Here is a 21,769-nt window from a genome sequence, read left to right as displayed (position 1 = left end):
ATAACCTCCTTCGCCACGTAAATATGCATCTACAACTTTCTTTTTAAACTCATAACTGTATACAGCCATAAAAATACCGACCTCCAATCGTTAGATTTTTGGTCTAACTTTTGGGGGTCGGTACAATATTTATAGATACTTTTTTCTTTGTTATTATTCTAATTCCACTGCTCCTGTATTTAATGCATAGTATCTTCCCTCTTGTTTCATTAAATCATCATGGTCACCACGTTCTATGATTTCTCCATGTTCCAATACCATAATGGCATTAGAATCCCGTACTGTAGATAGTCTGTGGGCGATGACAAAGGTGGTTCTTCCTGCCATAAGCTTATCCATACCTTCTGAGATTAGCTTTTCTGTTCTTGTATCAACAGATGATGTGGCTTCATCAAGAATTAATATCCTTGGATTTGCTACTGCTGCCCTGGCAATGGAAAGAAGCTGTCTTTCTCCCTGTGAAAGGTTCTGACCGTCTGCCGTAAGCATTGTATCATATCCTTGGGGAAGATTTTTAATAAAGTAATGGGCATTGGCAAGCTTTGCTGCTGCCTTGACTTCCTCATCTGTTGCATCAAGCCTTCCATACCTTATATTATCTGCTATTGTTTCCTCAAATAAATGCACATCCTGAAGGACAATACTCATGGTGCTTCTTAAATGGTATTTGTTTATCTGTCGAATATCTATTCCATCATAGAGTATACGACCTTCATTGATCTCATAAAATCTATTGATTAGATTTGTTATCGTGGTCTTCCCAGCACCGGTGGATCCAACAAAAGCAATTTTCTGACCAGGTTTTGCATAAAGATTTATATTTTTAAGGACTCTTTGCCCTTTTACATAACCAAAGTCTACATTTTCAAAGGTGATATCTCCTCTAAGGGGTATCTCTTCTACCTCTCCATTGTCCTTAGGTATCTTCCAGTGGGAATTCTCCCCATCTTCATCCTGGATTAATCTTACCTCACCATGATCAATCTCTATTTCTTCATCTAATACATGAAATATTCTTTCTGCCCCTGCTAAAGCTGCAAACAATGTATTCAGTTGATTTGAAACCTGAGTAATGGGTCTTGAAATTGTTCTTGTATATTGTAAGAAGGATGCAATATTTCCTACACTCAATGTATTTTTCATGACTAAAAATGAACCCATCATTGATACAAGGGCATATAACACATAGGATAGATTTCCCATAACCGGCATAAGCATAACCCCGTAGGTTGAAGCCTGAGTACTTGATTTTCTTAACTCTTCATTTTTTCTATTAAAATCATCCATAGCACGATCTTCGTAGTTAAAAACCTTGACCACCTTTTGGCCGGACATGATCTCCTCAATATAGCCATTCATCTCCCCTAGGGCTGCCTGCTGATTACGGAAGTTTCTGGCTGATCTCTGTCCTATATATTTTATAGCCATAAACATGACAATCAGCATACCCACTACTACTAATGTCAGCATAGGACTAAGGATGATCATCATAGTAAAGGTACCAAGCACTGTTACCGCGGATAATGTAACCTGTGATACACTTTGCTCCAGGGATTGATTTAGCATATCCACATCATTGGTAAAGGTTGACATTAACTGGCCATGAGAGTGGGTATCAAAATAGGAAATCGGTAATTTTTCCATATGGGAAAACAGATCTTGACGAATCTTATGAACGGTCTTCTGGGCTAGTTTGGCCATAGATAAGTTCCCTACATACTGACCAATAGAAATAAGAATAACCAGAATACCCATAAAAATAAGATATTTTATAAATAATCCTGCATCATAATCTCCCACTAATGTATCAATAATAGGACTGAGCATGGCATTTGCTCCTATCTGAGCAATAGAACTCAGGACAATAAAAAATATTCCTCCAAAGAGTAACCTCTTATTAAATTTAAAGTAGCTAAATAACCTGATCAATGTCTTCCCCGTATCTTTGGGGCGTAGCTGTTTACCTTTTGGTTGCTTGCTCATTCTCCAATCACCCCTTTCTGTTGTGATTCATAAAGTTCTCTATAAATTGGAGAATGCTTTATTAACATTTCATGATCTCCCATTGCTTCTATTTCCCCTTCATGTAATACTAGAATTCTATCCGCATGTTGGATGGATGAAATTCTTTGGGCAATAATAATGGTGGTTACATGGCCAAGCTCTTCTTGAAAAGTCTGCTGAATTTTTGCATCAGTAGTCATATCTACGGCACTTGTTGAATCATCCAGGATAATAACCTTTGGAGATTTTAATAAAGCTCTTGCAATGGTAAGCCTTTGTTTCTGTCCACCTGAAAAATTATCTCCTCCTTGCTCGACTCTATGGTCAATCCCGTCTTCAAACTGCGTGACAAACTCCCAGGCCTGGGCATGTTTTAATGCATCTATAATCTCCTGATCTGTAGCTGCTTCATTCCCCCATTTCATATTTTCACGAAGGGTACCAGAAAACAGTGTGTTTTTCTGTAGGACAAAGGCCACCTGATCCCGTAGAGTCTTTATCTGTAAATCTCTTACATCTATTCCTCCTACAGATACAGATCCCTCTGTTACATCATAGAGTCTTGGAATAAGTTGTACCAAAGTAGATTTTGATGAGCCTGTAGAACCAATTATTCCAAGAATTTCTCCTGAGTTAATTTTAAAATGGATGTTCTTTAGGGTTTTTTCATTACTTCCAGGGTAGCTAAAGCTCACATTGTCAAAGCGTACTGTCCCATCCCTTAATTCCTTTACAGGCTGAGAACTTTCCTTTATTTCCGATTCTGTATTGAGTATCTCTAAAATTCTCTGCAAAGATGCTGAACCACGTAAAAACTGCATAAAAAACATTGAAATTAACATAAGGGCGAGCATAATCTGAGTGATATAAGTAATAAAGGATATTAACTCCCCACCGCCTAAAGTGCCTATAATAACCTGTTGTCCACCAAACCATAACACGGCAATAATTGTAGAATATATGACAAGATTCAATACAGGCATAAGTAGTATTACAAGGGAAATAGCCTGTAGGGCATTCTCTCTTAATGAATCATTTCTTTCTTTAAATCTACCTTCTTCATGTTTTTGTCTATTAAAGGATTTAATAACCCTTATGCCTGTTAAATTTTCCTGAATGATGGCATTTACCCTATCCACACGACTTTGCAACCTAAGAAATAATGGTCTTGCCTTAACTAATACTATAGCAATGATAACTGCCGTAACGGGTATTGCTACCATAAATACCCTCGCTAAGGATGAATTTATGGTAAAGGCCATAATCAATGCAAATAGCAGTAAAAACGGTGCCCTTATTGCCATACGAAGGCTCATCATTGTGACTTGGCCAATGGTATTACAATCATTAGTAAGTCTTGTGATAAGAGAGGAAACTGTAAAATTGTCAAGATTTGCAAAGGAAAAGCCCTGAACTTTTTTAAAGGTTTCCTTTCTTAGCTCCGCAGCAAATCCATAACCTGCCCTTGCTCCACAATGAGCACTTAGAATCCCGAAAATCATGCCTAATAATGCAGCTACAATCATGAAAAGACCAATCTTTATAATATAATCAATATCCCTATTTGCAATTCCTATATCCACGATTCGTGACATCAGATAGGGAATAATAATATCTGCCAAAACCTCCAAAATCATAAGTATTGGACTAAGTATGGCATAAATCCTATATTTCTTCATATAACGTAATACTTTACTCAAGGTATCCCTCCTACTCCATCTTATCCTTTAGATTGTTTTTCCCACTCATCCTCTCCAGATTTTTATTCATCTTTGCTGTTGTTGTCCATGCTAGGCATTGATAAATTAGAGTTTATCATAATTTGTACCCCATTGTCTCTAGCCAATTTGTCACCTCTTCCGGTGAACCAGTACCATTTACAGCAATACCTGGTAAGATTATGGATTTTGAACATTCTTTTGCTATATCTTTTTCAATTTGACCAAAGCCGCCGCCCCCATGGGTGCAAAAGGGAATTATTGTTTTGTCTGTGAAATTATGTTGTCTTAGAAAACTCATCACTGGTGGAGCTAATGTTTTAAACCAGTTGGGCGTACCTATAAATATTGTTTGATATTCCTCTATTGACTCATTTCCCGAAACTAACTTAGGGCAAAATCCTCGAGAAATTTCATTTCTTACCTCTTTTGCAGCTGTATTATAGTCAAAGGAATAATTCTTAGCAGGAATTAATTCTCTTAGGACACCCCCTGTCTGCTCTGCTATTTCTAATGCTAAATTTTCTGTGTTGTGAAAAAGTGAATAATAAACAATGAGTATATGGCTCATATAGGTCATCTCCTTTTGCATCTTTAGTCCTACTTATTTATATTAAACCACATTATGCAATGTAATACGCAATACTTAATTTTTATTTCTATATAAAATAGAAAGATAAGTTCGGAATTGCAAGGCGAAATTCATCATTTACGATTCATATAATATTCCACCTATTAACATATCCCCTCTGCAAAGTGATTTCAACACTTCTTGATAGACTTTTATTTCCCCATTCTATTGAATTGACATAAAAATATCCTTATAATAGTATATATATTAAAAGTATATGCGGAAATGGCGGAATTGGCAGACGCGCTAGATTCAGGTTCTAGTGAGCTAATACTCATGGGGGTTCGAGTCCCCCTTTCCGCACCATAATGGATATTAAATACAGGGTATTTCGGAAAGGAGCAAATAAGCATGTTTAAGAATAATACGAACAAGAGAACCATTGCCATGCTACTGCTTATTGCCTTTGTCTTTGCCACCTCTCTTTCCGCAGTGTTTCTGTTTACCCATGCCGATCACGAGCATGATCATCATGGCCCAGAAGGCACCTGTGCTACCTGTGCACAGCTTGGTACAGTCCATCACCTACTTAAAAACATTTTTACCACCATTCTTGCTTCGGTGACGGCGCTAAGCACGCTTCTTATCCTCACAATAACAGTCAACACAGTCTCCCCTAGAGTGAGATTTCATACACTTGTTTCATTAAAAGTTCGTTTAAACAATTAGAATAACCTCCAGCAAGAGAATACTAGGCTCATTTTATTTTTGGTATAGTATTCCCTTGCTTTTTTGCGCCCAAATTTAAGAAAATAAGGAGGTTTATTCTATGAAACGTATTCTATCAATTGTTTTGATTATCATGATGACAACGGTACTTTTTACCGCTTGCACCAAGAATAATCCGGCTGGTACCAATGAAGATGATAGTGACAAAGTCAATGTTGTTGCTACCATTTTTCCACAGTATGATTTTATTAGGCAAATCGCCGGAGATAACGTAAATTTGACTATGCTTTTATCTCCCGGTGCTGAAAGCCATTCCTTTGAGCCTACACCCCAGGACATAATCAGAATACAAAACTGTGATATGTTCATTTATGTGGGCGGCGAATCTGACGCTTGGATAGACGAAATTCTGGATTCCATGGATACAAGCAACATGGAAATTGTGTCTCTTATGGATTTGGTCGATACTGTAGAGGAAGAAATGGTTGAGGGCATGGAGGATGACCATGGCCATGAACATAGCCACGAAATCCATGCAGAAGACATTGAAGCTCGTCCACTGGAGGAATTCAAAGGTTCATGGCAATCGGTTCTGCCTTATTTTGAGGACGGAACACTGGATGAATATATTGCGGCTACTGCCGAAAAGAACGAAAAAACTCCAGCAGAAGAAAAGACAGACTTTCTTCAAAAACGCGCCACAGAATATAAAACCATTGAGATCACTGATACCGGTCTGACTATTTCTACTGATGTCGGTAATGTTAGCGGAGAATACTCTTACGTTGAGTACCGGCCTGTTTACAATGATGAAGGGGAAATCAGCAACGTCTGGTATGTCTATCAGATTTCCAAGCCTTCTGAAAAACTGCCCACTTATTTAGCATTCAGTGATCATGCAATCAAGCCCCAGGACCATGATGAGCATGAGCACGAAGACGAATTACCCCATTTCCATTTAAGATACGGAAGTGAAAGTATAGATGCCCTAATTGATGCTGAGAATTGGGCGCCCACCTACTATCCCTCAGGGGCCACAGCCGAAGATATTAAAGAGGCACTTCTCGATCACGATCACGCCCATGAGGCCGAATATGACGAACATGTTTGGACTTCTCCTAAAAATGCAATGACAATCGTGCAAGCTTTATCCGACAAGCTCTGCACCTTAGACAATGCAAACGCCTCTGTATATGAGCACAATACTGCCACTTACCTGGAAAAGCTGGGCAATCTGGATAATGCATTTAAGGAAGCCGTGTCGGCAGGCAACCGAAAGACGCTCATATTTGGGGACCGCTTCCCATTCCGTTACTTTACAGAGGCCTATGGACTCAATTATTTCGCGGCTTTTTCTGGCTGTTCCACAGAAACTGAAGCAAGTGCAGCTACCATTGCTTTCCTCATTGACAAAGTAAAGGATGAAAATATTCCCACGGTATTCCATATTGAGCTTTCCAACGAGAAAATGGCGGACAGCATCTGTGAATCCACAGGTGCAAAAAAACTGCTTTTTCATTCTTGCCACAACATTACAAAGGATGATTTTGAAAGCGGTATTGGGTATTTGGATTTAATGACACAGAATGTGGATAATTTGAAGGAGGCACTGAAATAATGGAATTAATTAGCTGTAATAATGTCTCCTTCGCTTACGATGGGAATACCGTAGTTAGTGGGTTGAATTTTTCGGTAAACTGCGGAGACTATTTGTGTATCGTTGGTGAAAATGGTTCTGGGAAAAGTACATTGATAAAGGGGTTGCTTCGGTTAAAGCAACCCTTCAAGGGAGATTTATCTTTTAACCAAGGACTGAAAAGAAGCGAAATGGGTTATTTGCCCCAACAAACCGCCGTGCAGAAAGACTTTCCCGCAAGCGTATATGAAGTGGTTCTATCCGGTCGGCTGAGTATGCGAGGTATCCGCCCTTTTTACACCCAAAATGACAAAAGGGTTGTAGAGGAAAATCTGAGCCGACTGGGTATTGAAAATATACGCAAGAGGTGTTATCGGGAACTGTCCGGAGGTCAGCAGCAGCGAGTGCTGCTGGCCCGGGCACTTTGCGCTACACAAAAGGTTCTCCTATTAGATGAGCCAGTAGCCGGCCTGGACCCCCTTGTCACGCAGGAATTGTACTTTCTCATTGAAAAGATAAACAAAGATACGGGCATTACCATTATCATGGTGTCCCATGACATTCAGAGCGCAGTTAAATACGCCGGTTCTATTTTGCACCTGAAAAACCAGCAGGCCTTTTTCGGCACGGCGGAGGAATATGCCAAATCTAGTATTGGAAGGGGCTTTTTGGGAGGTGCGCAAAATGCTTAATACCTTGGTGGAAATGTTTTCCTATACATTTCTTGTCCGAGCGGTCGTTGTGGGACTGCTGGTTTCATTATGTGCCGCCTTACTCGGCGTAAGTCTCGTACTCAAGAGGTACTCCATGATTGGCGATGGACTTTCCCATGTGGGCTTTGGAACACTGGCCATCGCCATGGCCATGAATGCCGCACCCCTCACCGTTTCCATACCCATTGTGGTGTTGGCAGCTTTTTTCCTCCTACGCATTAGCGAAAACAGCAAAATCAAGGGCGACGCCGCCATCGCACTGATCTCCACAAGCTCACTGGCCATCGGCGCGGTGGTCATTTCCATGACCACTGGAATGAATACAGACGTTTGCAACTATTTGTTTGGTAGCATTCTTGCCATGAGCAAAGACGACGTAACTTTAAGCGTCATTCTTGCCATTATCGTTATGGTGCTTTTCATCTTCTTTTACAACAAAATTTTTGCAGTAACCTTTGATGAAACCTTTGCTAAGGCAACCGGAACCAAAACAGGACTTTACAATATGCTTATTGCTTTTCTGACGGCCATTACCATTGTCCTTGGTATGAGGATGATGGGCGCTATGCTGATTTCAAGCCTCATTATTTTCCCTGCACTGATATCCATGCGCGTCTGCAAACGGTTTAAGACCGTCACCCTTTGCTCGGCAGTTGTATCGGTAACTTGCTTTTTTATAGGTGTCGTAGCCTCATATATATACGAGACCCCCACAGGAGCCAGCATTGTCATTGTCAATATCGTGGCACTGCTACTCTTTTGGCTGGCAAATGTACTCAAAGAGAGGGTAATCTCATGAAAAAACTTTTAATGATCATATTGATTATCTGTTTGTTTTTGTTATCTGGTTGTAATCAAGAACCACAACAGGAGCCGGTAAGGAATAATGGTGGTACCCAAGCGATTTCTCCTTCAGAGGATGCAAGCATATCTCCTGAAAAAGAAAATGGGGATGTTGAATTGCCGATTGATGAAACTCCACCTACAGATAATAAAAGTTCAGAAGTCATTGAAATAAAAGAAAAAATGTTCATCGCCCAGACCAATGACATCTACTTAAATGGTGAGGATTATTTAGGCAAAACCATTAAATATGAAGGTATTTTTGATCTATTCACTTGGGAGGAAACCGGTGAGACATACTACTACGTCATTCGCTATGGCCCTGGTTGTTGCGGTACGGATGGTGACGCGGGGTTTGAAGTCACGTGGGATGGCGAATACCCCAATCAAAATGATTGGGTAGAGGCTGTGGGTATACTGGAAACCTACGAAGAAAGCGGCCACCAGTATCTACGCCTCCGATTATCCAGTTTGAAGGTTTTACCTACCAGGGGTGCGGAATATGTATCCCACTAATTTTTCTAGTCATTCGAGCAACATTCATGCCCATTGGCCTATTACTAAAAAGAACAGCATTGATGGATAAGCAAGAAAAGATGACTCACATTTTTAAAATGAAAGGTGAGTCGTCTTTTTATCACAAAATGATTATAAACTTTTACATAGCGTAAATGTCAATAAATTTATCTTCTATATATTATTGCTCCTATTATATAGAAAGGATAGATGACGATTATTGTATTATGGGTTCTTTGGATAAATTGGAATTTATAGTGCTCCTATTATACTCATTCGTTTTAAAAAATGAACATTAAAAAAATAACAGGAAGTGTTTTGATTAAGTCTCTATTCAATAGCAAATATACTGCACCAAATCCAAATCCAGCAAAGGCACTTAATACACCTGCCTCAAAACTGGATTTTGTAAACATATGTGCTAATCCCCATGTTAATGCACATATTATACCGCCATAAGGGATTTTCTCATTCCTGAACCATTTTTCAAAGGCTTTTTGCCCAAATACAATAATCAAAGTAAAAAGTACCGTTTCAAAAAAATAATACAAATATTGCATTGAGAATTTGAACATTCCAAGATTGTTAAATTCTATCAGAATCTTGAATCCATTCCAATTCATATAGGAAATAAAGCAAGAAAGCAATATCAAACCAACAACAACTGCCCACTGCCATACTTTGAGACTAGCTATATTCTCCTTCAGTTTAAAACCATATCTTTTTATTGCATATTTTATCATCAAAAATATAGCTATATACCAAAGAATACAAATTAAAGACCAATGGGAAATAATTGTCCAATTATCAAATTTTACTGGCTGACCATAAAAAAATGGTTCTATCCTAGCTAAGATAACGTCCAAACCTAACACCATAAAAGCCAGCAACGCTAATTTAAAATAATCTAACCCTTTGATATTTTCTTTTAATAACATATGTATCCTCCACTGTATCAATGCCCTTGATTCAAAACTACTTATCAAATTCTGTTTATTTATCTCTTTAATCTAACTGCCTCTTAATTTCTTTAAATTAACTAGTACAACGGGTTAAGTTATCATTATTAAACTAGCAAAGCCTAATTCTCACTTAATTTTTTAATTGCTTGTTTTTCATCTGGGAGGAAGAATATATCTTTTCCCTGGTTACACTCATACATAAAATCCTTTAAACTTTTACTTGTATAAACCGTAAAGTCTCCTACAATCGCAAATTTCACATGATAGTTAATAAATTTTTGTAATATTTCACCTGCAAGTTTTGTTCTTAAGTGAAAAAAGTCCTCACATATTGCGGATTTATCCAAAATTATTCTATTATAGCCTGTTTCATACTGTACTGTTGCCATAAAATCCAAAGCAGACTGAACATCTGTTATCAATATCTCGTCGCTATGTATGATGGCAATTCCTTTATCCTTTTCTTTTATGGTACTTATTTCCATAATAATCCTCCAATATAATCATTAAATTTCTCTGCACATCTATGCCGTCTTCCAAAATACTAAATTTTTCAGTTCACTTTTAAGCAAGGATAGACTCTATGAAAATACACTATTCCGAGGAAATGCTCTCTTAAAAATTTCTAAGAAGATTTGCAGAATGCAACAACAGGCATCGATGGCGTCTGTTGTTTTGATTATTAATTTAATATTACCACAATTTTATTACCAGCAACACTTACTATTTGGTTATTTTATTAGTTTACTTGATTTAGATCATTGTACCAAGCTCGTGAGCACGCTGTAAGAATTTTTCATCAATATATTTATTTTTCGGATCACTCTTGCATCCACCGGCTAAACACATCCCAATGTTCTTCCATCTAATTGCTTTTGTAACAAAACTGTAGTAAGAAATCGGCTGTTCAAAGGTCCAAAAATTATCGTCTCCTGCCGTCATAAGCAACACAGTTTCTTTAGGCGGAAACTGGTCATTTTCTGCAATTGCATATAAACGTTCAATAAAAGCTTTTATTTTTGCTGATATCGTCCAGAAATAAAGGGGGGAAGCCAAAACTATCGTGTCACATTGGTTAATCAATGGATAAATTTCCTGCATATCGTCCTTAATGATACAAATGGGATTTTTTCCCTTGCAAGCTTCACAGCCTTGACATCCACTTAGCTTTTTGTCCCCTAGAAAAACCTTATGCACCCGATGCCCGGCTTTTGTAGCCCCTTTACAAAAAGCATCTGCCAATTGGGAAGTGTTTCCTTTCTTCGTACCGCTCCCCACTAAAACTAAAATGTTTCTCATATGTGAATCCTTCCTTTCTCCTAATTTAAGTTGAAAGTCACTTGGACATTCCCCTTTCCAAGAGCATCCGCCAACCCAGTCACATCTTCAATGGAGCCAAGCTTTGTGTAACTGTAAGAAGTGGAAAAACTCTCATAGAATAATACTAGACAATCCGAGCCGTAAAGCATTAAATCACCCGTCTCAATATTTCCTACTCTTTCACTCTCTGTAGGAAAGTTCTCTGAAAAAAAGTAGAATTTTTCGTTTCCATTCAAATCTTCCATGTTTAATGTCAGTGGAAACTTTTCCAGCAACGCTCGTGTAGCATCATTCTCATATAGGGTTGCCGTAAAACTATTGCTACCAATCTGAATATTTATAATAGTCATGGTGTCACTTTGTGCCTGTATATCCTGATGGTCTGATGGAATTTCTTCCTGTATGTCCGGTTCAGCTAGAGTATATTGAGAATTGCTTGAACATCCAACCAAAGCCATCACACATATAAGGGAAAGCAACATATACATGGTTTTTCTCATTTTATTTATTCACTCCATTTCCCACTAAAGCGCCTTACCTAATTCATAGGCTTCCATTAGAGCAGGATTCTCTTTAACATCCTCCACATTAAACAGACTGTTGCCACGCACAACTCCTTTTAATCTTGATTTTTTAAAACAATCAATCCAGCCCTGTAGACCCTTGATTGTACCATCTATTGCACTTTCTTCTTCCTCTGCCGCAGTTGCCAGCAGATAGATATCACGGAAAGCATAGTCAGAGGGATATAAAGGGTTAGAGCGGTCTAACATGGTTTTCATCTGTCCGCTCATTCCGTAAAAATAGACTGGTGTGGCAAAGACAATAACTTCAGCGGTCAGCATCTTCTGTGCGATAATATCCGCATCGTCACCAATGACACAGCGCTTTGTTTTTTGACAGACAAGACAGCCTTTACAAAAGCCTATGGTCTTATCATGTAGACTAACCATCTCTACCTTATTTCCTGCTTCTTTGGCACCTTTTGCAAACTCTTTGGCTAAGGTGGCAGAATTTCCACCCTTTCGAGGGCTTGTTGAAATAATCAAAACTTCTTTACTCATTATTTTCCTCCTTAGAATGATGAATTTTCTTAATAAATTTGGCTGGAACACCGCCAACAATAGTGTTTGTGGGGACATTCTTTGTCACCACTGCTCCCGCTGCAATAATAGCTCCATCTCCAATAGTTACTCCAGGAAGAATTGTTGCATTAGAGCCCACCCACACATTTTTACCAACCACAATAGGTGCAGGATGCATAGTCCCCCTATTCTCAGATGCATGGTCATGGTTGAGGGTTGCCATGACTACGTTATGCCCAATCAAGGCTCCATCTCCAATGGTGATGCCTCCCTGATCCTGAAACTTACACCCAGCATTGATAAACACATTTTTTCCTATAGTAATGTTTTTTCCACAGTCTGTATAAAAGGGCGGAAACATAGCGAAGGATTCATCAATTTCTCTGCCTGTAAGTCTTTCCATTAAGGCATGGACTTCTTCTGGCACATGATAATTGTTGTTCAGCTCGGTTGTAATTCTCAAGGCTTCTTGACTTATTCCATGCATAAACATGTGCACTTCTGACCCTCCAATAACCGGAAGACCACTATTTAAATAATCTAAAAATTCCTTTAAATTCATATAATATACATTCCTTTCCATAAACTCTTTTCATAATTTCATCATTTTGGGCATCACCTTTGCCCCATACCTTGTCGTCTTAAACCTTTACTTGTCGTGACAGTATATAAAACTGTGAGAAGTTTATAAGTAATTGAAATCTTTTTTAAAACTTTCTAGCTTATTAAATGATATTTTGTTTTTGTGAGACACAAATCAGTATGCCTAGTATTTCCTCACTTTTTATTATAAATTAAACCAAAACAGATAACAAATACTTATAATGAATAGATTCCCATAGTTTACAGGAATACCAAAAGAGGATATACTCTATTTAAAGATTGGAGGATTAAGAGATGGAATTTCGAGTTTTACGTTATTTTTTGGCAGTTGCAAGGGAAGAGAGTATTACAGGAGCAGCTAAAATCCTAAATGTAACACAGCCTACCCTTTCAAAACAGCTGATGGAATTAGAAGAAGAACTTGGGAAGAAACTCCTTATACGTGGCAATAGAAGAATCACCCTCACGGAAGAAGGAGTCTTGCTTCGTAAAAGGGCACAGGAAATTATGGAGCTTGTGGATAAAACTGAATCAGAAATTAGCAGTAAGGATGAGGTCATCAGTGGAGATGTCTATATTGGCGGAGGTGAAACAGATTCCATGCGTCTCATTGCAGGAGTAGTACGGAAACTCCAAGAGGAGCATCCCCATATTCAATATCATCTATACAGCGGCAATGCAGCTGATGTAACTGAACGTTTGGATAAAGGATTGTTGGACTTTGGCGTTCTTATTGGGACAGCAAATATTCAAAATTATGACTATCTGCATCTCCCTACAACAGATACATGGGGCCTGCTAATGAAAAAAGATAGCCCACTGTCTCATTTAGACAGCATCCGACCAGAGAATCTACATGATATACCCCTGATCTGCTCTAGACAAGCCCTTTCAGGGAATGAAATATCAGGATGGTTCGGTAATGATTTTGAAAAGCTTAATATTGTAGCCACCTATAACCTGATTTATAATGCTACCCTCATGGTAGAAGAAGGGATCGGTTATGCTTTATGTCTGGATAAACTAGTAAATACCACCAGTGCCAGTGATCTCTGTTTTAAGCCTCTAGAACCACGATTAGAAGCACATCTGAATATTGTATGGAAAAAGTATCAGGTGTTTTCTAACGCTGCAAAACAGTTTTTACATAAACTGCAAGAAGAAATAAGCCTGTAAATCATTTTATGTTTATGATTTACAGGCCATCTTTCAAACAAGAGAATCTAATTATTCAGGAATCCTTTAACTTCCCCTCACTCTTGTACTCATTCATGCACTTATGATTGCTATTTTTCGGTTTTTGTAGATTGAACGATTGTACCCATCAATACACCAAGTGCAGTACCAATAGAAATCCCTATGGCTAAATTATCGAATATAATTCCAAACGAAACGCCCAGTGCGGTCCCTATAGGTAAAAAAACACCTAAATAATTTGTTTGGTTTTTATCACTTTTATCCATATCTTTATCCTCTAGTTCATGGATATTTTTTTCGAGATCTCCATTATTTGTTTTATTATGGTTATCCATCTTGATTTCTCCCTTTCTGGATATAAGTAATTAGAATTCTAGTCAGCGCCAAATTCTAATATTATTGACTTTGCTCTTTCTACAATTACCCATATTGATGCGCTTTCACGCTATCTGAAATTTATTTCTCCATAAGATAATTTGTCAAAGCAATTCCTTCTCTGACAACTTGTTGTTCTTTAACTACTTTGTACCCTCTGCCAATAAAGAAAGGTTGTGCTGTAACCGAAGCATGTGTAGTTATCTTTATTCCATCAAATGCTTGTTCTAATTCGTTACAAATAGCCGTAGCAATTCCTTGATTTTGATAGTTCTTATGTACGTACAACCTATCAAGATATCCCGTCTTATCTATATCTCCAAACCCTACGATAACTTCATCTTTAACTGCAACAATAGAATAATGCTCTAATAATGATTTGTTCCATTCTGTTAAATCTACCCTTCCTGTTGCCCAAGCATTTAGCTGCTCTTTTGTATAATCCTTTGCATTTATAGAATGCACTGTGTTGTAAAACAATTCAGATAAATCCTTACAATCAGATTGCTTATATTTTCGAATTACTACATACTCTTCTATCTCCATATATTTTCTTACTCCATTCACTTTAACCTATCTCTTTTCACGCCAAAATTTGTACCCTTTATGCTTCTCTTCTACTACCTATATCCTTAACTTTTTATCCATTTTTTTCATGAACCACTATGTTTAGTTTTTATCAGGTGATTCTTCCGCCACAATATTCCAACTCACTCCAAATTTATCCGTCAGTGCAGCATGAAATGTACTATAAAATGTTTCCACTGGAGGTAGGGAAATATGGCCTTCCTCCCTTAGCAACTCAAAAATCTTCCTAGCTTCTTCCGCAGTAGATACTGTTATTACTAGCCTCACTATATTCCCCTTTGATACTGAACTTACATCATCAGCAAACCAAAATTTGGTACCACATATCTCCATCTCAGCATGTAAAATCCATGAACTAAGACTTTCTGGAGGTGTGTCAATATCTTCTGGAATATACTCCTCATATTGCTGTAACATACTAACTTTGCTATTAAATACATTTTGATAAAATTCTAGAGCCTTATTGCACTCTCCATTAAATGTAATAAATGGTATTACCATTTTCACCTCTCCTCTCGTGATATATTCTTAGCATTACTTATTTATTACACAATAACAAATCTCTCTTACCCACTTAAAGGTATTTGAAAGTCTTGAAAAAGATAATAATGATGTCGTAAGTATCTAGGTCCCCCCATTTGAAGAGAAAATATATTAGTAAAAACACTTGATTTGAAAACTGCAAATACCTATTACATATCTCTATAGACAAATTATATTCTTTATATTTCCTAGTATTTTGGTACATGTTAAATTTACTGCAGGTTCATTTCCTTCTTAATTCTTTATATTTAGGACTATCAATATTGTAATAAGCTTATATCAATCTTTATCATATAAAATATTCGAGTAATCTCCCTCTAAAAACTTCAAATGAATTTTTTCTATTTGTTTCAACAGCTCTAATACTACTCCATACAATTTGAGTTGTTTTAAAATCGAAATATCCCTTTCTTTATAAACTTCAACAATATATTTGTCTCCATTTTTCTTGCAAATATTTTTTCGTTTCCATAATAAATTTATCTGTTCTTCTGTTAATTCAATTAGCCACATATCTATAATATCCCCAATATCCAAATATTCAGCAGCACTTAATGCGTCACAAATAACCATATTAGTTGAATCAATTTCACCTGAAGGCAATATCTCAACACTTAGTTCTATTTTTTCTAATAGTGACAAGACTTTACTATCATTATTTGTCATATTAAGAGTATCAAGAAATTCACTAAATACTACATATACATGTTTATAATTAAAATTAAATGTATCAATTTCCTCGAAAAGCCTAAATATTATTCTCTCTAATTTATGATTTCTAAACGTATAACCCATATATTCAAAATATCCATATGAAGTATCATAGATTCCAGAATGCAAACTTTTTATTTGTACTTTATCAAAATTCCCCGAGAATAAAGTACTATAATAATAATTATCTTCACTGTCACTTGATACCACCTTAACAAAGCAATAAATCATCAATAATTCATTTTCAACAATTATCCAATTTTCACTTTTCCTTAAAATAGTTTGGAAAATGAAATTTTCAAAAGCCTCATCGTCTTTGATATAGAAACTATATAGATTACTTTCCCTGAAACTTTTTTCTGAAATTATTGCTTCATCTTGATGAAAAATATTAAAATAAAACTCCGCACAAAATCCTACTAATTTTTTTGCTATTCCAGAATCTTTTTTTACCATTGTATATAAAATAGAATAAAAAAAGATATTAATATCATGTGGGATAAAATCTAATCCCTCTTCTGTCCATAATAATATAAATTTCTCTAAAGAACTCTCTATAGATAAATACTCATAAATATACCAAGGTCTCCTATCCTTAATTATAGTCTTTAATTCAAGTTTTATCTTATCTGATAGATTGCTTTCATGCACCCTAGAAAGAATTTCATCATCATTCAAGGAATACATTTCATTCCCGAAAAGCCATTCATAAGATTCATATATTACTTGTTTGTAATCTATTTCATTTTCAGCTTCTTCTATTTCTATATCACTCCTATCTGATAATGTTTTTTTATTCTCAGGTTCATAAACCCTTCCTGCTATATTAAAAATATCTTTTTTAAACCCTTTAGTATATCTTAATCCATATTTTTTTAGAATATCAGGGATAGAATCAATCAACATATCCATCTGAACAAACATATCTTCTATATCGAAATAATCAAGGCTTTCCAAAATAATAGTTTTTATATTATTTTTTATTTCGCTCTGATTTTTTTCTTTAAATATACTATATTCATCTTTGAAAACTTCTTCAAACTCGTCCATGGCCATATAATGTTCTATATTATATATACTTCTATAATAGTTTTCAATAATTGAACTACCATCAAATTTCATCCCTTTTAAACAAAATCTTTTAATTACCCTTGGAAATTCAAGTAATTCAAAATAATTAGCATAGAACTCATTCCTACCCATGCTTTTACAATAATCATGAATATATTCTTGCAGAAAATTATATAAAACAATGTTTTTATGTCTATCGCAAAGACGAATTAAATGGAATACCCTATTTAATGCATGATCCTCATCATCATGATAAATTTCAAAATCACCATCTAAATCACCATAATCTGCTATTCTCATTGGTAAAGTATTAAAATCATTTATACACTTTTCTTCTACCAATATAGTTATTTCACTACATGCATTCTCACAGAAATGCTCAAAAATATATAAGACTTGGTTATAAAAAGCACTTATTTTCAATAATCTTAGTACATATTGCTCAAGATTATTTCCTATGTACTCATATAAAAAGTCTCCAATCGATGGATTTCGAAATTCTACTCTAATATCCTGCTCATCTTCATCCCAGTAAGTCTTTATTACTGTTTGTTCTAACTCGGAAATACAATCATTAAAGTTCTTTAAATTTAAATTCATTGAATGATTTAATAAATACTTTGAATATGAAAGCTTTAGATCATCAATCCTAATAGGAGTATAAGAAATCATCATTATCATAGCAAGGATCTTAGCCTCTTCAGATAGATTTAGAAAAATATCTCTCCAAAATTCATATGGATAATCAAGATAATATATTAGGGATTCAGCATAATCATAAGAAGAAACTTCTCTCTCATCACTGTTCGAAAGAAACAAGTCAATTACGCGAGGATTGTAGCTTTGATGATATACAATTTTGTCGCATCTAAAATAGATTGCTTTAATATAATCTATTTCTAAATCTGAAGCTTTTAGATGATGAAACAAAATTTTTGCTTTCTCAGAATCACTATATTCCTCTAAGGTACATTGTAATTTAAGATTATCTATCAATTTATTTAAAGTTAAAGATTTATATAATCCTTGTTGCAATATATATTCCCTTGATGTTAAAATCATTTTTTTATTTTTCATTTTAGATATTCGTAAAATTAATTTTTCTAAGCGTCGTTCTTCATTATTTCTTGCTCCATCATATAAAACACTTCCCCAAAAATCATCTAAAATAAATGCTTGTTTTGCTTCTTCATCTTTTATGCTAGCATAAACATCATCTATTGAATTGACCCATACAAATCCTGAAGTTGCATCCATTTGTAAAAATGAAATAGCAAGCATATATGCCATAGCTGTTTTTCCCATACCAGGTTCTCCCGAAATAATAACAACATTATTTTTCTCTAGTTTTTTTAGTGCTCTCTTGTACATTTTAGTTTGTACATAGAATTTAGCTGTCCTTAAAGCCATTTTAAGTTCATACTCCGATTCTCGAATTCTTCCTTTATGAACAGACTGTTCAAGTAAATCTGACATAATTTCAATACTAGGTAACCAAAGTTTTGTATAATTTTTCTCTATAAATTTGTATTTAGGTATTCCTAAAAGGTTATTCATGTCTTTTGCACTAATTATATCATTGGTATCTTCAATATAACCTTCAAATAGTTCTCTGATTTCTTCTTTTTGTGAATATAAAAAATCCATAGATATACCTAGAATATACCTAGTTGGCCTTAGCTTCCTTACCTTTGGTAACTCCTCTGTCTTTAAAATGTATAATAATTTAGAATAGCTCAGATTATACCGTTTCACCTGCAAAACAATTTTTCTATGTTTATCATAAAGTAAACCATCAATTCCCTGATCGGCTCCTTCCTTAAATGACTCTAAAAATATATTGTCTCTAACTTGAACAATATCGCGAACTAAATCTTGAAATTCCATTGGTTCCAATAAATCATGAAAATTATAATTTGTCATTTTCACACCTCCATTCATTTTGCTTAGAAATTCAAGCATAAATACATCAAACAAAAATAAACTACCAATTTCAATGCTTTATGTGTCTGTTCAAGTAAAGTTTTTCTTTCGTTTAGTGCTAATCACTAAATGAACATAATCAAATAAAATCCTTCCACAAAAATCTGTTTCTAGGTAATTTTTGTTATACATTCTCCTTTTCCATCATGTATTTTCGCATATTCAATAAAATTTTGTAAAAAGTCAAGATCTACAACTTCGAATCCTTTTTGGATAATTTTTCGTATAAAGACTCAATTCACAGCCAATATCATGAAAAATACTTATCAAATGACTGTGAATTCTATTTGTCCCCATAATAAGCCTCCTTCTCTGATCAATTTATTATATCAGATTCAAGGATATACAACGTTTAGGTTCTCGGTTTTTTATTCTAACATCAAATCCTTTATTGACAAACTACGACTCATTGCCATTGTAAGATAGAATAGCATAAGTTACACATCCAATTAAAAGTTCAAATCCTGCTCCCATTGTAAACCTTGTAGAAATGAAAGTGTGGGTTGGGAAATCATACTCTCTCCCCTCCTGCTCTATTTTATTGTATCAGACCATCCTCTATTTTCCTCCTAAAAATTTTCCTAGAAACTCCATGTGATGGAAGAACCTAGAGAATATTCTCCTTCAACTCCCATTTAAAAAAGTACCTAGTATGCAATAGTACACACTAGATACTTCTCTATTTTTAGACAATATATTTTTTAATTACATGCGCTCTTAGGGAATAAGCACTGTATGACTTCCTAAAGAATCATAACCTTGAAAAAATTCATCAATATCGTGTACCATTTATCCTTTTAAGGTATAATACCGTTCTCCTTCATAAAAACTAAACTCTTCTGGTAGGTTTTCAACCACACCTTCATATTCAAATCCAAGCTTTTCAATGACTTTCTGAGAAGCTCTATTCTCTGGCTTCACTACTGCCACTAGTTTTTTAAGCTCTAACTCATTAAAAATATAATCTATAAGAGTCTTTGAAGCCTCGGTAGCTAATCCCTGACCCCAATATTTGCTCTTTAGGGTAAAATATATCTCCTTTTGACTTTTATCGTAATCAAGATATCCAAAGCCACACCATCCTACATAGTCGTTAGTTTCCTTTGCTTCAATTGCAAAACTATACTTGTAATCTGAATCCAAGTCTATATCATAATTCGAAATGAGCCAATCAATTGCGTTTTGAGCCTGCTCCATACTTATTGGCTCCTCGGGAATATATTTCAAAATATTCTCATCATTTAATGTATCATATAAATTTTTAGCATCCTCCTTTGTATATGGCCTAACAATCAAATTTTTAGTCTCTAACCTTAAATTCTTTACCATTGAATCTACCTCCATTTAAGTATGTAACCCATTAATTTTCCCTAATCCTACATTCCTATTGATTACTATTATACCAAATATTTACAAGTAATTATTCGCTATAGAATTTACTGCTTTTATGTTTAAAAAGACCTTTTGAATAAAGAAACTAAGCCAATAATAAGATCAGATAATGGTTCCCATTTCACAAGCTTTTACTTTAAAAATGGCTGTAAAGGGTTAGGACTAGAAACAATAATATTTATCAAGATCTGGCAAAACAAAGGTGTTATCCTTTACTCTTAAGAAATATAAATATTAGTGCACATTAAACTAAGAGAGAAAGTGACCTCACATGAAATCTAAAAATAAAAAAGTATTCGTGAATTTTTGTCTAAAATTAAAAGATCAGTCCGACCGCTTTTGCTAACTATATTTGAAAAAATGGTGGTTGATAGTAAGGTTTGTGGCATTATATCAAAATAAGAATTTTCAAGATCCGAAGGTGCTGTCAACAATAATGCTTCATATTTACTGTCCAAAGATTTTTGGGGAATCCTCTGGTACTTCTAATCGGTCCGTGTTGCTGTAACTCCGAATTTTCGATGCAACTGTTATAGTATAGCTTTCAAACAACGAATCACGCCCTTGTCTCTGGCTCATACGATGTTCTGTTTGATTGCGCCATTTATTTACAGCCTCTTCACTTTCCCAAACGGATAAGCTAAGCAACTTGCCCTCGTTGACAAGACTAGAAAAACGCTCTGCCCGTATAAATCCTTCGCTTTTTACAAGCTCATCCTTCAATTTGGCAGCTAAATCAAGATAGCCATCCATACAGCCCTTTCTGATTGTGACCTCAAAAATAACGAATACCATTATACACCCCTCTTTTAATCGTTGTTTTTTGTTTTCCCTTCCCATCGGCAAGCCGCCATATCAACACGTCCATCAGGAAGAAATAAAACTCCTTCCTCCTCTAAAATTGCTCTGCGAATTTCTGGAAATTCTCCCCCTGCAATAGAACCATCAGCCATTACCACACGTTGCCAAGGCAAATTCTTTGGACAAAAGCGCATTGCCCGCCCTACCTCCCGCGCCGCACGGGGTCTACCAAGCATATGTGCGATTTGGCCGTATGATGCCACCTTTCCATAAGGGATTTCCTCCACAATATTATATACCTGGGTAAAAAACGGAGTCATAATCTTGTTCCTCCTGTTTTCTTTTCTAATTCTTTACCCTTTATCTGCTTATGCAATTTCATATGACAACTATTACAAAACTGTCCGA

Annotated in this window: 22 protein-coding genes and 1 tRNA gene; 7 read left to right on the top strand and 16 right to left on the bottom strand. The window is 35.7% G+C overall.

The features are described 5' to 3' along the window. Positions 1 to 153: 153 nt before the first annotated feature. The 3 genes from NSA47_RS14455 to NSA47_RS14445 all read right to left on the bottom strand — a co-directional run bounded on the left by NSA47_RS14455 (position 154) and on the right by NSA47_RS14445 (position 4,293). A complete protein-coding gene (locus NSA47_RS14455; RefSeq protein WP_257533232.1) occupies positions 154 to 1,983 on the bottom strand; it encodes an ABC transporter ATP-binding protein in 1,830 nt (609 codons plus the stop codon). Further along, complete coding sequence (locus NSA47_RS14450; protein WP_257533230.1) at positions 1,980 to 3,704, bottom strand: ABC transporter ATP-binding protein; 1,725 nt, start codon at positions 3,702 to 3,704, stop codon at positions 1,980 to 1,982. The genes NSA47_RS14455 and NSA47_RS14450 overlap by 4 nt, the downstream gene beginning before the upstream one ends. A gap of 115 nt (positions 3,705 to 3,819) precedes the next feature. After that, a complete protein-coding gene (locus NSA47_RS14445) occupies positions 3,820 to 4,293 on the bottom strand; it encodes a flavodoxin (protein ID WP_257533239.1) in 474 nt (157 codons plus the stop codon). A 279-nt stretch (positions 4,294 to 4,572) separates the two neighbouring features. Between NSA47_RS14445 and NSA47_RS14440 the strand changes: the two genes are divergently transcribed. The 6 genes from NSA47_RS14440 (at position 4,573) to NSA47_RS14415 (ending at position 8,730) form a co-directional block, all read left to right on the top strand. Next, positions 4,573 to 4,659, top strand: a tRNA-Leu gene (locus tag NSA47_RS14440). A gap of 45 nt (positions 4,660 to 4,704) precedes the next feature. Further along, a complete protein-coding gene (locus NSA47_RS14435) occupies positions 4,705 to 5,022 on the top strand; it encodes a hypothetical protein (protein WP_257533228.1) in 318 nt (105 codons plus the stop codon). Between the two features lie 100 nt (positions 5,023 to 5,122). Then, a complete protein-coding gene (locus NSA47_RS14430; RefSeq protein ID WP_257533226.1) occupies positions 5,123 to 6,640 on the top strand; it encodes a metal ABC transporter solute-binding protein, Zn/Mn family in 1,518 nt (505 codons plus the stop codon). Beyond that, positions 6,640 to 7,350, top strand: coding sequence for a metal ABC transporter ATP-binding protein (locus NSA47_RS14425; protein ID WP_257533224.1), 711 nt, complete (start codon positions 6,640 to 6,642; stop codon positions 7,348 to 7,350). The genes NSA47_RS14430 and NSA47_RS14425 overlap by 1 nt, the downstream gene beginning before the upstream one ends. Then, positions 7,343 to 8,170 carry a metal ABC transporter permease gene (locus NSA47_RS14420; RefSeq protein ID WP_257533223.1) on the top strand — a complete coding sequence of 276 codons (828 nt, stop codon included), beginning with the start codon at positions 7,343 to 7,345 and terminating at the stop codon, positions 8,168 to 8,170. The genes NSA47_RS14425 and NSA47_RS14420 overlap by 8 nt, the downstream gene beginning before the upstream one ends. Beyond that, positions 8,167 to 8,730 (top strand): TIGR03943 family putative permease subunit, encoded by a 564-nt coding sequence (locus NSA47_RS14415; RefSeq protein ID WP_257533220.1) that lies wholly within the window; start codon positions 8,167 to 8,169, stop codon positions 8,728 to 8,730. The genes NSA47_RS14420 and NSA47_RS14415 overlap by 4 nt, the downstream gene beginning before the upstream one ends. A 281-nt stretch (positions 8,731 to 9,011) precedes the next feature. On the opposite strand, the gene NSA47_RS14410 is transcribed toward NSA47_RS14415, so the two are convergent. The 6 genes from NSA47_RS14410 to NSA47_RS14385 form a co-directional block, all read right to left on the bottom strand. Continuing rightward, positions 9,012 to 9,668: a hypothetical protein gene (locus NSA47_RS14410; RefSeq protein ID WP_257533218.1), complete on the bottom strand. Its 657-nt coding sequence runs from the start codon at positions 9,666 to 9,668 to the stop codon at positions 9,012 to 9,014. A gap of 143 nt (positions 9,669 to 9,811) precedes the next feature. Then, entirely contained in the window at positions 9,812 to 10,177 is a 366-nt protein-coding gene (locus NSA47_RS14405; RefSeq protein WP_257533216.1) for a DUF4180 domain-containing protein, read from the bottom strand. Between the two features lie 268 nt (positions 10,178 to 10,445). Next, complete coding sequence (locus tag NSA47_RS14400) at positions 10,446 to 10,991, bottom strand: flavodoxin family protein (protein WP_257533214.1); 546 nt, start codon at positions 10,989 to 10,991, stop codon at positions 10,446 to 10,448. 20 nt (positions 10,992 to 11,011) lie between these two features. Next, positions 11,012 to 11,512 carry a cyclophilin-like fold protein gene (locus NSA47_RS14395; RefSeq protein WP_257533212.1) on the bottom strand — a complete coding sequence of 167 codons (501 nt, stop codon included), beginning with the start codon at positions 11,510 to 11,512 and terminating at the stop codon, positions 11,012 to 11,014. Positions 11,513 to 11,536: 24 nt separating this feature from the next. After that, complete coding sequence (locus NSA47_RS14390) at positions 11,537 to 12,076, bottom strand: flavodoxin family protein (protein ID WP_257533209.1); 540 nt, start codon at positions 12,074 to 12,076, stop codon at positions 11,537 to 11,539. Continuing rightward, positions 12,069 to 12,659 (bottom strand): DapH/DapD/GlmU-related protein, encoded by a 591-nt coding sequence (locus NSA47_RS14385; RefSeq protein WP_257533236.1) that lies wholly within the window; start codon positions 12,657 to 12,659, stop codon positions 12,069 to 12,071. Before NSA47_RS14385 ends, NSA47_RS14390 begins: the two co-directional genes overlap by 8 nt. 335 nt (positions 12,660 to 12,994) lie before the next feature. Between NSA47_RS14385 and NSA47_RS14380 the strand changes: the two genes are divergently transcribed. Continuing rightward, the gene (locus NSA47_RS14380) at positions 12,995 to 13,876 is read left to right on the top strand and encodes a LysR family transcriptional regulator (RefSeq protein ID WP_257533206.1); all 882 of its coding nucleotides are present in this window, start codon (positions 12,995 to 12,997) and stop codon (positions 13,874 to 13,876) included. Positions 13,877 to 13,986: 110 nt separating this feature from the next. On the opposite strand, the gene NSA47_RS14375 is transcribed toward NSA47_RS14380, so the two are convergent. From NSA47_RS14375 to NSA47_RS14345, 7 genes are all read right to left on the bottom strand, one after another. Next, complete coding sequence (locus NSA47_RS14375) at positions 13,987 to 14,232, bottom strand: glycine zipper domain-containing protein (RefSeq protein ID WP_257533205.1); 246 nt, start codon at positions 14,230 to 14,232, stop codon at positions 13,987 to 13,989. Between the two features lie 121 nt (positions 14,233 to 14,353). Next, positions 14,354 to 14,818 (bottom strand): GNAT family N-acetyltransferase, encoded by a 465-nt coding sequence (locus NSA47_RS14370; protein ID WP_257533234.1) that lies wholly within the window; start codon positions 14,816 to 14,818, stop codon positions 14,354 to 14,356. A gap of 123 nt (positions 14,819 to 14,941) precedes the next feature. Further along, complete coding sequence (locus NSA47_RS14365; protein WP_257533203.1) at positions 14,942 to 15,361, bottom strand: VOC family protein; 420 nt, start codon at positions 15,359 to 15,361, stop codon at positions 14,942 to 14,944. Positions 15,362 to 15,682: 321 nt separating this feature from the next. Beyond that, entirely contained in the window at positions 15,683 to 19,108 is a 3,426-nt protein-coding gene (locus NSA47_RS14360) for an nSTAND3 domain-containing NTPase (RefSeq protein ID WP_257533200.1), read from the bottom strand. Between the two features lie 849 nt (positions 19,109 to 19,957). Further along, the gene (locus NSA47_RS14355) at positions 19,958 to 20,497 is read right to left on the bottom strand and encodes a GNAT family N-acetyltransferase (RefSeq protein WP_257533198.1); all 540 of its coding nucleotides are present in this window, start codon (positions 20,495 to 20,497) and stop codon (positions 19,958 to 19,960) included. Between the two features lie 510 nt (positions 20,498 to 21,007). After that, positions 21,008 to 21,355: an antibiotic biosynthesis monooxygenase family protein gene (locus NSA47_RS14350; protein WP_257533196.1), complete on the bottom strand. Its 348-nt coding sequence runs from the start codon at positions 21,353 to 21,355 to the stop codon at positions 21,008 to 21,010. Between the two features lie 14 nt (positions 21,356 to 21,369). Beyond that, positions 21,370 to 21,681 carry an MGMT family protein gene (locus NSA47_RS14345; protein ID WP_257533194.1) on the bottom strand — a complete coding sequence of 104 codons (312 nt, stop codon included), beginning with the start codon at positions 21,679 to 21,681 and terminating at the stop codon, positions 21,370 to 21,372. Positions 21,682 to 21,769: the final 88 nt, after the last annotated feature.

The organism is Irregularibacter muris (genome assembly GCF_024622505.1).
GTDB classification, from domain to species: domain Bacteria; phylum Bacillota; class Clostridia; order Eubacteriales; family Garciellaceae; genus Irregularibacter; species Irregularibacter muris.
Note: the sequence above shows the minus strand (reverse complement) of the source record. Positions and strands in the feature narration are given on the sequence as shown.

What these genes read in the sequence shown, in the direction of transcription:
- NSA47_RS14455 (WP_257533232.1), bottom strand. Translation starts at nt 1,983, where the DNA reads ATGAGCAAGCAACCAAAAGGTAAACAGCTACGCCCCAAAGATACGGGG.
- NSA47_RS14365 (WP_257533203.1), bottom strand. Translation starts at nt 15,361, where the DNA reads ATGGTAATACCATTTATTACATTTAATGGAGAGTGCAATAAGGCTCTA.
- NSA47_RS14380 (WP_257533206.1), top strand. Translation starts at nt 12,995, where the DNA reads ATGGAATTTCGAGTTTTACGTTATTTTTTGGCAGTTGCAAGGGAAGAG.
- NSA47_RS14355 (WP_257533198.1), bottom strand. Translation starts at nt 20,497, where the DNA reads ATGGTAAAGAATTTAAGGTTAGAGACTAAAAATTTGATTGTTAGGCCA.
- NSA47_RS14400 (WP_257533214.1), bottom strand. Translation starts at nt 10,991, where the DNA reads ATGAGAAACATTTTAGTTTTAGTGGGGAGCGGTACGAAGAAAGGAAAC.
- NSA47_RS14425 (WP_257533224.1), top strand. Translation starts at nt 6,640, where the DNA reads ATGGAATTAATTAGCTGTAATAATGTCTCCTTCGCTTACGATGGGAAT.
- NSA47_RS14390 (WP_257533209.1), bottom strand. Translation starts at nt 12,076, where the DNA reads ATGAGTAAAGAAGTTTTGATTATTTCAACAAGCCCTCGAAAGGGTGGA.
- NSA47_RS14375 (WP_257533205.1), bottom strand. Translation starts at nt 14,232, where the DNA reads ATGGATAACCATAATAAAACAAATAATGGAGATCTCGAAAAAAATATC.
- NSA47_RS14385 (WP_257533236.1), bottom strand. Translation starts at nt 12,659, where the DNA reads ATGAATTTAAAGGAATTTTTAGATTATTTAAATAGTGGTCTTCCGGTT.
- NSA47_RS14360 (WP_257533200.1), bottom strand. Translation starts at nt 19,108, where the DNA reads ATGACAAATTATAATTTTCATGATTTATTGGAACCAATGGAATTTCAA.
- NSA47_RS14350 (WP_257533196.1), bottom strand. Translation starts at nt 21,355, where the DNA reads ATGGTATTCGTTATTTTTGAGGTCACAATCAGAAAGGGCTGTATGGAT.
- NSA47_RS14410 (WP_257533218.1), bottom strand. Translation starts at nt 9,668, where the DNA reads ATGTTATTAAAAGAAAATATCAAAGGGTTAGATTATTTTAAATTAGCG.
- NSA47_RS14395 (WP_257533212.1), bottom strand. Translation starts at nt 11,512, where the DNA reads ATGAGAAAAACCATGTATATGTTGCTTTCCCTTATATGTGTGATGGCT.
- NSA47_RS14435 (WP_257533228.1), top strand. Translation starts at nt 4,705, where the DNA reads ATGTTTAAGAATAATACGAACAAGAGAACCATTGCCATGCTACTGCTT.
- NSA47_RS14405 (WP_257533216.1), bottom strand. Translation starts at nt 10,177, where the DNA reads ATGGAAATAAGTACCATAAAAGAAAAGGATAAAGGAATTGCCATCATA.
- NSA47_RS14415 (WP_257533220.1), top strand. Translation starts at nt 8,167, where the DNA reads ATGAAAAAACTTTTAATGATCATATTGATTATCTGTTTGTTTTTGTTA.
- NSA47_RS14445 (WP_257533239.1), bottom strand. Translation starts at nt 4,293, where the DNA reads ATGAGCCATATACTCATTGTTTATTATTCACTTTTTCACAACACAGAA.
- NSA47_RS14420 (WP_257533223.1), top strand. Translation starts at nt 7,343, where the DNA reads ATGCTTAATACCTTGGTGGAAATGTTTTCCTATACATTTCTTGTCCGA.
- NSA47_RS14345 (WP_257533194.1), bottom strand. Translation starts at nt 21,681, where the DNA reads ATGACTCCGTTTTTTACCCAGGTATATAATATTGTGGAGGAAATCCCT.
- NSA47_RS14370 (WP_257533234.1), bottom strand. Translation starts at nt 14,818, where the DNA reads ATGGAGATAGAAGAGTATGTAGTAATTCGAAAATATAAGCAATCTGAT.
- NSA47_RS14430 (WP_257533226.1), top strand. Translation starts at nt 5,123, where the DNA reads ATGAAACGTATTCTATCAATTGTTTTGATTATCATGATGACAACGGTA.